The sequence below is a fragment of the Sphingomonas naasensis genome (genome assembly GCF_004792695.1).
Lineage (GTDB): Bacteria > Pseudomonadota > Alphaproteobacteria > Sphingomonadales > Sphingomonadaceae > Sphingomonas > Sphingomonas naasensis.
Genome location: NZ_SRXU01000009.1, coordinates 147,231 through 155,069, shown reverse-complemented (window position 1 = coordinate 155,069; position 7,839 = coordinate 147,231). Strand labels below are relative to the sequence as shown.

Annotated in this window: 9 protein-coding genes; 2 read left to right on the top strand and 7 right to left on the bottom strand. The window is 67.0% G+C overall.

Annotated features, from left to right (window positions below):
* Nucleotides 1-1,162 (top strand): coiled-coil domain-containing protein (locus E5A74_RS18500; protein ID WP_476712818.1); only part of this gene is annotated, 1,162 nt, incomplete at its 5' end.
* 26 nt (nucleotides 1,163-1,188) lie between these two features.
* On the opposite strand, the gene E5A74_RS18495 is transcribed toward E5A74_RS18500, so the two are convergent.
* The 7 genes from E5A74_RS18495 to E5A74_RS18465 form a co-directional block, all read right to left on the bottom strand.
* A complete protein-coding gene (locus E5A74_RS18495) occupies nucleotides 1,189-1,593 on the bottom strand; it encodes a hypothetical protein (protein WP_135987106.1) in 405 nt (134 codons plus the stop codon).
* Between the two features lie 77 nt (nucleotides 1,594-1,670).
* Nucleotides 1,671-3,185 carry an RNA polymerase factor sigma-54 gene (rpoN, locus tag E5A74_RS18490; protein ID WP_135987105.1) on the bottom strand — a complete coding sequence of 505 codons (1,515 nt, stop codon included), beginning with the start codon at nucleotides 3,183-3,185 and terminating at the stop codon, nucleotides 1,671-1,673.
* Between the two features lie 6 nt (nucleotides 3,186-3,191).
* Nucleotides 3,192-3,968, bottom strand: a complete 777-nt coding sequence (lptB, locus tag E5A74_RS18485; protein ID WP_135987104.1) for an LPS export ABC transporter ATP-binding protein — start codon at nucleotides 3,966-3,968, stop codon at nucleotides 3,192-3,194.
* 131 nt (nucleotides 3,969-4,099) lie between these two features.
* Nucleotides 4,100-4,660, bottom strand: coding sequence for an LptA/OstA family protein (locus E5A74_RS18480; protein WP_135987103.1), 561 nt, complete (start codon nucleotides 4,658-4,660; stop codon nucleotides 4,100-4,102).
* On the bottom strand, nucleotides 4,660-5,304 hold the full coding sequence (gene lptC, locus E5A74_RS18475) for an LPS export ABC transporter periplasmic protein LptC (RefSeq protein WP_135987102.1): 645 nt from the start codon (nucleotides 5,302-5,304) through the stop codon (nucleotides 4,660-4,662). Before lptC ends, E5A74_RS18480 begins: the two co-directional genes overlap by 1 nt.
* A gap of 41 nt (nucleotides 5,305-5,345) precedes the next feature.
* Nucleotides 5,346-5,966 carry a ribonuclease D gene (locus E5A74_RS18470; RefSeq protein ID WP_135987101.1) on the bottom strand — a complete coding sequence of 207 codons (621 nt, stop codon included), beginning with the start codon at nucleotides 5,964-5,966 and terminating at the stop codon, nucleotides 5,346-5,348.
* Nucleotides 5,967-5,997: 31 nt separating this feature from the next.
* Nucleotides 5,998-6,810, bottom strand: coding sequence for a TerC family protein (locus tag E5A74_RS18465; RefSeq protein WP_135987100.1), 813 nt, complete (start codon nucleotides 6,808-6,810; stop codon nucleotides 5,998-6,000).
* A gap of 209 nt (nucleotides 6,811-7,019) precedes the next feature.
* Between E5A74_RS18465 and E5A74_RS21385 the strand changes: the two genes are divergently transcribed.
* Complete coding sequence (locus E5A74_RS21385) at nucleotides 7,020-7,820, top strand: cold-shock protein (RefSeq protein WP_166745767.1); 801 nt, start codon at nucleotides 7,020-7,022, stop codon at nucleotides 7,818-7,820.
* Nucleotides 7,821-7,839 lie beyond the last annotated feature (19 nt).

Genomic DNA, 7,839 nt, shown 5'->3' with positions numbered 1-7,839 from the left:
GCGGGGCGAGGGCGGGACGCTCGAGCGCGAGATCGCGCAGGCGCGCGAACGGCTCGCCGCCGCGACGGCCGAGACGCGCAGCTGGAAGTCGCGCGCGGGCGAAGCGGCGCGGCGGGCGAACGAGATGGAGAAGCGCGCCGCCGAGCTGGCCGAGGAGAGCGCGCGAATCGCCGCGCGGCCCGCCGAGCTCGATGCCGCGGTGGCCGAGGCGGAGGCGACGACCGAGGCGGCGCGCGTCGAATCGGCGACGGCGCAGGCGGCCGAGCGCGACGCCGAAAGCGCGTTGCGCGCGACCGAGGGCGCGGTCCGCGTCGCCAACGAGGCGCTGGCGGAAGCGCGCGAGACCCGGGCCGGGGCGAGCGCGCGGGCCGAGAACCAGGAGATGCGGCGGATCGAGATGGGGCGGCTGTCGGGCGAACGCTTCGAATGCCCGCCGCCTTTGCTCCCGCAAAAGGCCGGCTTCCAGGACGGCGATGTCCGCAGCCCGCAGGAGGAATCGGCAGCGCACGAGAAGCTCAACATAGATCGCGAGCGAATCGGACCGGTCAACCTCGTCGCCGAGACCGAGCTCGCCGAGCTCGAGGCGGTGTTCATGGGCAACGCAGCCGAGCGCGACGAGCTGGCGCAGGCGGTCAACCGGCTGCGCGGCTCGATCGGAACGCTCAACCGCGAGGGGCGTCAGCGGCTGCTCGCCGCGTTCGAGGCAGTCGACCAGCATTTTCGCCGGCTGTTCACCACTTTGTTCAACGGCGGGCAGGCGCATCTCCAGTTGATCGATTCGGACGATCCGCTCGAGGCCGGGCTCGAGATCATGGCGCAGCCGCCGGGCAAACGTCTTCAGTCGCTCACGTTGCTGTCCGGCGGCGAGCAGGCGCTGACCGCGGTGGCGCTGATCTTCGCGCTGTTCCTGACCAATCCGGCGCCGATCTGCGTGCTCGACGAAGTCGATGCGCCGCTCGACGACGCCAATATCGAGCGCTTCTGCGACTTGCTCGAGGCGATGACCCGCGAGACCGCGACGCGTTATCTGATCGTCACCCACAACGCCGCGACGATGAGCCGGATGCACCGGCTGTTCGGCGTGACGATGGTCGAGCGCGGGGTGAGCCGGCTGGTGTCGGTCGATCTGGGCGGAGCCGAATCGCTGCTCGCCGCGGAATAGGATCAGGCGCGGTGAGCGCGCGGATATCAGCCCGCCGCGCGAAGCGATCCCGCAATCGCGCCCTGGAACAGCCACGCCTCGGCCTCGACCACCGTGTCGAAGCACCGCGTATCGTTGCTGCGCCCGGTGAGCGCGCGCTGAAGCTGGCTGCGCGCCAGCGTGCGGCCGATCACGAAGGCGAGCCGGCGCGAGCGATATTCGGGCGCGCCGAGCATCTGCTGGAATTCGGCGACGCTGTCCTGCGGCTGGATTTTCATCTCGCGCAGATCGTTGATCGTCAGGTGCGCGTTGCGCGCGCAGGTGAGCCTCGCGTGCGCGGCCGCGCGCTCGGCATAGAAGCGTTGGATGTCTTCGGGCGTGAACAGACCCGCCATGGCGATCCGGATCAGATCGCGCTCGGGCTCGGCGTCGATGGAGAAGGTCGCGCTCATTCCCTCATTATAGGAAGAACGGCTCTACGGAGTCTTACGGCGCGGGACTCTCCGGCAGATTCGTCGCCAACCGCGTCTTAACCGACGCCTTCGAGCGCCTTTTGCCGCCGCCGCTGGACCGAGCTGCCGATCCCCATCGCCTCGCGATATTTGGCGACGGTGCGCCGCGCGATGTCGAAGCCCTTGGCGTTGAGCATCTCGACCAAGGTGTCGTCCGACAGGATCTTGCGCGGGTCCTCGGCCTGGATCAGCGCACGGATCGCGCTCTTCACTGCCTCGGCCGAAACCGCGTCGCCGCCATCGGCCGACTGGATCGCGCTGGTGAAGAAATATTTGAGCTCGAACAGCCCGCGCGCGCAGCTCAGATATTTGTTGCTGGTGACCCGGCTCACCGTCGATTCGTGCATCTCGATCACATCGGCGACCTGGCGCAGCGTCATCGGCTTGAGATGCGCGACGCCGTGGAGGAAGAACGCCTCCTGCTGCTTCACGATCTCGCTCGCCACCTTGATGATCGTGCGCTGGCGCTGGTCGAGCGCCTTGACCAGCCAGTTGGCGCTGGCGAGCATGTCGGACATCCACGCCTTACTCGCCTTGTCCTGCGGACCCGCCGAGATCTCGGCATAATAAGCGCGGTTGACCAGCAATTTGGGCAAGGTCGCGGCGTTGATCTCGACTGCCCAGCCGGCACCGCGGCGCGCGACGAAGATGTCGGGGACCACCGCCAGCGTCGGCTCGCCGCCATAGCGGCAGCCCGGCTTGGGGTCATAGTTGCGCAGTTCGCGGATCATGTCCGCCAGATCCTCGTCGTCGACGTTGCACAGCCGCTTCAGGCGCGCGAGGTCGCCGCGCGCGACGAGCTCGAGATTGTCGATCAGCCGCGCCATGCACGGATCGTAGCGATCTGCTTCCTTCGCCTGCAGCGCGAGGCATTCGGCGAGGTTGCGCGCGCCCACCCCGGTGGGATCGAAGGTATGGACCGTCGCCAGCACTGCCTCGACTCGCGCGAGCGGCACGCCGAGTCGGCCGGCGATATCGAGCAGCGGCGCCGTGAGATAGCCGGTCTCGTCGATCTGATCGATCAGATGCGCGGCGATGAACAGATCGGCGCCGTCGACGCTCGCTCCCGCCTGCGCCATCAGATGGTCGGCGAGGCTGAGCGCCGAGGCGCCCATATTGTCGAAATCGGGACCGTCCTCGGAGCCGCCGCCGCTGCCCGAGATGCCGAGGCTACCGTCGAGCCCGCCGATCGAATCGGCAGGGCTGTCATGGTGGAAGGTCTCGGCCGCGAAATCGACGTCGAGCGCCGCCTCGCCCGCCGCCTCGCCGCCGCCGGCGATCAGCTCGCTGGCATCGGCCGGCCCGTCGCGCGCGCCCTCGAAATCAGCTTCGGGCTCGGCCGCCGGCACGTCTGGCGTCTCGTCGCTGCCGCTGCCCTGCGATTCAAGCAGCGGATTCTTCTCGATCTCCTCGGCGATGAACGTTTCGATCTCGAGGTTCGACAGCGCCAGCAGCTTGATCGCCTGCTGGAGCTGCGGCGTCATCACCAGCGATTGCGACTGGCGCAGGTCGAGGCGAGGCGCGAGACTCATCGCAGGTTACAGCTCGAAGCTCTCGCCGAGATAGAGGCGGCGGACATTCTCGTCGCGCACCAGATCGTCGGGCGAGCCGGCGAACAACACGCGGCCGTCATAGATGATGTAGCCGCGGTCGACGATGTCGAGCGTCTCGCGGACATTGTGATCGGTGATCAGCACGCCGATCCCGCGGTTCTTGAGCTGGATCACGAGCTCGCGAATGTCCGAGATCGAGATCGGATCGATCCCCGCGAACGGCTCGTCGAGCAGGATGATCGTCGGATCGGCGGCGAGCGCGCGGGCGATCTCGGCGCGGCGCCGCTCGCCGCCCGAAAGCGCCATCGCCGGGGCGGCGCGGAGGCGCGTCAGGCCGAACTCGTCGAGCAATTGGTCGAGCCGCGCCTGCCGCGCCGCCTTGTCGGGCTCGGCGAGCTCGAGCACGGCGCGGATATTGTTCTCCACGGTCATGCCGCGGAAGATCGAGGTTTCCTGCGGCAGATAGCCGAGGCCGAGGATCGCGCGGCGATACATCGGCAGCTTGGTGATATCCTCGCCGTCGAGCATGATGCGGCCGCTGTCGGGCTTCACCAGCCCCATCACCGAATAGAAGCAGGTCGTCTTGCCCGCGCCGTTCGGCCCGAGCAGTCCGATGACTTCGCCGCGCCCCACCGAGACCGAGACGTCGGTGAGCACCACGCGCTTGTCATAGGATTTGGCGATCGAGACGACCGCGAGCCCCTTGTCGGGCAACGGCGCCGGATCGGCGACGGGGTGCTCGAGCATGGCTACGTCGTTCATAGGCTTTCCTGCACGAACCGTTTCAATCACGCCCGCATATAGGGCGTAGTTGGCAGGATTCCTGCAAGAGAATGACGAAGATGAAAAGCGAAACTGCGTCAGGGCGTTGAAAAACGCCGCTTACTCGCCTGCTATTGCTCGCCCTGCCGCTTGGGCACCGAGAAGCGGCCGGTGACTCGCCCGCCCGAGCTCTGCACCCCGGGCTGCCCCGGAGTCGCGCTGGTCGACCCGCGCACGCCCGATCCGTCGATCGTCGCGCGGCCGGTATCGAGGTCGATCGACAGCCGCCCGCCCGAAACGGTGTTCGCGCCCTGGCGCAGCGTCACGCCGCCGATCATCGTGATCACCCGGCGATTGAGGTCGTAGACCGCGAATTGCGCGCGCGCGCTCTGATCCGGCCGGTTCACGGTGACCCCGCCCGACGCGTCGAGTCGCGAGACCTGCGGCGAGCCGTCGCTGACCTGCCCGGTATAGGTGACGGTCACGCGTGCCGCGGTGAGCGTCATCTCGGCCTGGGTGATCTTCACATTGCCGCTCAGCAGCGCGCGGTTGGCGCGATCCTGCAGCTCGATACGATCCGAGGCGACGTCGATCGGCGCCGAGGAATTGTGACGCGTCTGCGCGACGGCGGGCACCGCCGCGGCGAAGATCAGCGGGAGCGCGAACGCATACAGAGCGGGGCCGCGGTGCATCACTGCCTATTTGCGCGGTTGGGCAGGATCCGCAAGCGGGCATTGCCGGTTAGCGATACGGTGCGCTGTTCGAGATCGGCGCTGAGCCTGTTCGCACTGAACACGCCGGATGGGGTATTGCCGGTCACCGCACCTCCGCTTTCGAGCCGCCGGCTCTTCAGATCGACCGTCGCGTCATGGGTGTTGAGCACATAGCCGTCGGACGTCTGGAATTTGAGCGGACCCTCGATCGCGACCTTCTGGTTGGCCATGTCGTAATGCCCGCGCTCGGCGCGGAGCGAGGCCGGTCCGGTGTCGAGCCGAATCTCGGCGGAAAGGTCGTTGAGCTTCACGATGGGCTCGAACGAACTCCGCTGCACCGCGGATCCCGCGTGCAGATGAAAAGGCCGCCCTTTGGCGTCGGCGCCGCGATATTCGGCAGCGTCGATACGCAGCCGCTCGGGCGAGACGTCGACCTTGTTCTTGTCGAGCACGAAGCTCATGTCGCCGCCCATCATGAGCGGCGCCACTACAAGGAATGCCGCGAGCACGCCGATGCCGATCGGGAGCAGGATCAGCCCAAGGCGCACGATGCGATCATGGCTGCTGCCGGGATGTGCCCAGCCGCGCTTCTGCGAGCGGAGGCGTGCGGCGACTTCAGACATGGCGTGCCATGCCCGCGAGATAGGACGTCGTGGGCGGGGCGCTAGATATGCGCAAAGATATCCACCTCGGGCCAGCCGGCGAGATCCAGCTCTGCGCGCCAGGGCAGGAATTCGAAAGCGGCCTGGGCGAGCGGCATGCGGCCTTCACGCTCGAGGCGCCGGTCGAGTTCCTCTTTCATCGCGTGGAGATAGCGCACGTCGGACGCGGCATATTCCTTCTGCGCGTCCGAGAGCTCGGGGCCGCCCCAGTCCGAAGACTGTTGCTGCTTGGAGATTTCCTGGCCGAGCAGCTCGCGAACGAGGTCCTTGAGGCCGTGCCGGTCGGTATAGGTGCGCACCAGCCGCGAGGCGATCTTGGTGCAATAGACCGGCGCCGCGGTCACGCCGAGATAGAAGCGGATCGCGGCAAGATCGAAGCGCGCGAAGTGATAGAGCTTGAGCCGTTCGGGATCGGCGAGCACCGCCCGCAGATTGGGCGCGTCGTAGGACGAGCGCGGGCCGAATCGAACGAGATGCTCGTCGCCGCTGCCGTCCGACAGCTGGACGACGCACAGCCGGTCGCGCGGGGTGATGAGCCCCATCGTCTCGGTGTCGACGGCAATCGCGGCGCCCGGTGCGAACACGCCTTCGGGCAGGTCTTCTTCGTGGAAGTGCACGGTCATGCCGACCGCCTAGACTTGTTCGCTCCGCGCCTCAATGGGTTGAACGCGGCTGATTCGCCGCCGCCCGCCGCTCTTTCGCGCGCCGCGACCAGATGTTGAGTCCCTCGACTGCCGCCGAAAAGGCCATCGCGGTATAGATATAGCCCTTGGGAACATGCGCGCCGAACGCCTCGGCGATCAGCACCATGCCGATCATCAACAGGAAGCCGAGCGCGAGCATCACCACCGTCGGGTTGCGGTTGATGAAGTTGGCGAGCGGGTCGGCGGCGAGGAGCATCACCGTCACCGCGAAGACCACGGCGACGTACATGATCTCGACATGCTCGGTCATGCCGACCGCGGTCAGGATCGAATCGATCGAGAACACGATGTCGAGCAGCAGGATCTGCACGATCGCGGCGGTGAAGGTGATCGACACCACTTTCTTCTTGTCGAGCAGATCGTCGGTGTCGTGCGCCCCCGAATCGACCGAATGATGGATTTCGGTGGTCGCCTTCCACACGAGGAACAGCCCGCCCGCGAGCAGGATCAGATCGCGCCACGAGAAGCGCGTTTCGAACGCGGGCTCGCCATGCGCGTCGAGCGGCCCGACGATGCCGAGGTCGAACACCGGCGCCGTCAGCCCCACGATCCACGCGATCATCGTCAACAACGCCAGCCGCATCACCAATGCGAGGCTGATCCCCACGCGCCGCGCCTTCTGGCGCTGCCCTTCGGGAAGCTTGTTCGACAGGATCGAAATGAAGATGAGATTGTCGATGCCGAGGACCACCTCCATCACGATCAAGGTGACGAGTGCAGCCCAGGCGGCGGGACTGGCGAGCAGTGCGAGGATTGCTTCCATCAAGCCCGGTCTGCCGCGCGCCGGAGCGGGGCGCAAGCATGGCTCCCGGACGAATCTGCCTTAATCAAGTCGATTTTCGTTCGCGCGCTGTACGATTTTGGGCTATGGCCGATTCCGTGGCGCTGTTTTTTGTGCCCGAACACCTGCGTTTTTCGTCCGACGCTTGGGTTTTGATTGGAGTATGGGCGAACCGGGAAGACGAACAGGGCATGAGTTTTGATCGAGGGCGCCGTGGTGATCGCGGCGGGCGCGGCAGAGACAAGCGCGACGGTTTCGGCGACGAGGGCGGTTTCGGCGGCAGCAGCTACGGGGATCGTGGCGGCTTCGGCGGCGGCGGCGGCTTCGGTGGTGACCGCGGCTTCGGCGGTGGTGGCGGCGGCTTCGGCGGCGGCGGCGGTGGTGGTTATCGCGGCGGCGGCGGTGGTGGCGGCTTCGGCGGCGGCGGTGGTGGCGGCGGCTTCGGCGGCGGCAACCGTATGCCCCCCCAGGTCGTCGGCGAGGCGACTGGCGTAGTCAAATTCTTCAACGCACAAAAGGGCTTCGGCTTCGTCGTCCGCGATGACGGCGGCGAGGACGTGTTCGTGCACATTTCGGCAGTCGAGCAGGCCGGCCTGACCGGTTTGGCGGAAGGCCAACCGATGGGCTTCACGCTCGTCGATCGCGGCGGCCGCATCTCGGCCACCGATCTCAAGATCGAGGGCGAGCCGATGCCGGTCGAGGACCGCGGCCCGCCGCGCGATCGCGATGCGGCAGGCGGCGCCCGTGGCGCCGGCGGCCCGCAGCGTCAGCTGACTGGCGAGAAGGCGACCGGAACGGTCAAGTTCTTCAACGCGATGAAGGGCTTCGGCTTCATTCAGCGCGACGACGGCCAGCCCGATGCGTTCGTGCACATCAGCGCCGTCGAGCGCGCCGGCATGCCGACGCTCAACGAGGGCGACCGGCTCGAGTTCGAACTCGAGGTCGATCGTCGCGGCAAGTATGCGGCGGTGAACCTGACGCCGGGCAGCTGATCTCAGCGAACCGAATCAC

Coding starts and splice junctions, on each gene's coding strand:
- E5A74_RS21385 (WP_166745767.1), top strand. CDS start 7,020: ATGAGTTTTGATCGAGGGCGCCGTGGTGATCGCGGCGGGCGCGGCAGA.
- E5A74_RS18470 (WP_135987101.1), bottom strand. CDS start 5,966: ATGACCGTGCACTTCCACGAAGAAGACCTGCCCGAAGGCGTGTTCGCA.
- lptC (WP_135987102.1), bottom strand. CDS start 5,304: ATGTCTGAAGTCGCCGCACGCCTCCGCTCGCAGAAGCGCGGCTGGGCA.
- rpoN (WP_135987105.1), bottom strand. CDS start 3,185: ATGAGTCTCGCGCCTCGCCTCGACCTGCGCCAGTCGCAATCGCTGGTG.
- E5A74_RS18480 (WP_135987103.1), bottom strand. CDS start 4,660: ATGCACCGCGGCCCCGCTCTGTATGCGTTCGCGCTCCCGCTGATCTTC.
- lptB (WP_135987104.1), bottom strand. CDS start 3,968: ATGAACGACGTAGCCATGCTCGAGCACCCCGTCGCCGATCCGGCGCCG.
- E5A74_RS18495 (WP_135987106.1), bottom strand. CDS start 1,593: ATGAGCGCGACCTTCTCCATCGACGCCGAGCCCGAGCGCGATCTGATC.
- E5A74_RS18465 (WP_135987100.1), bottom strand. CDS start 6,810: ATGGAAGCAATCCTCGCACTGCTCGCCAGTCCCGCCGCCTGGGCTGCA.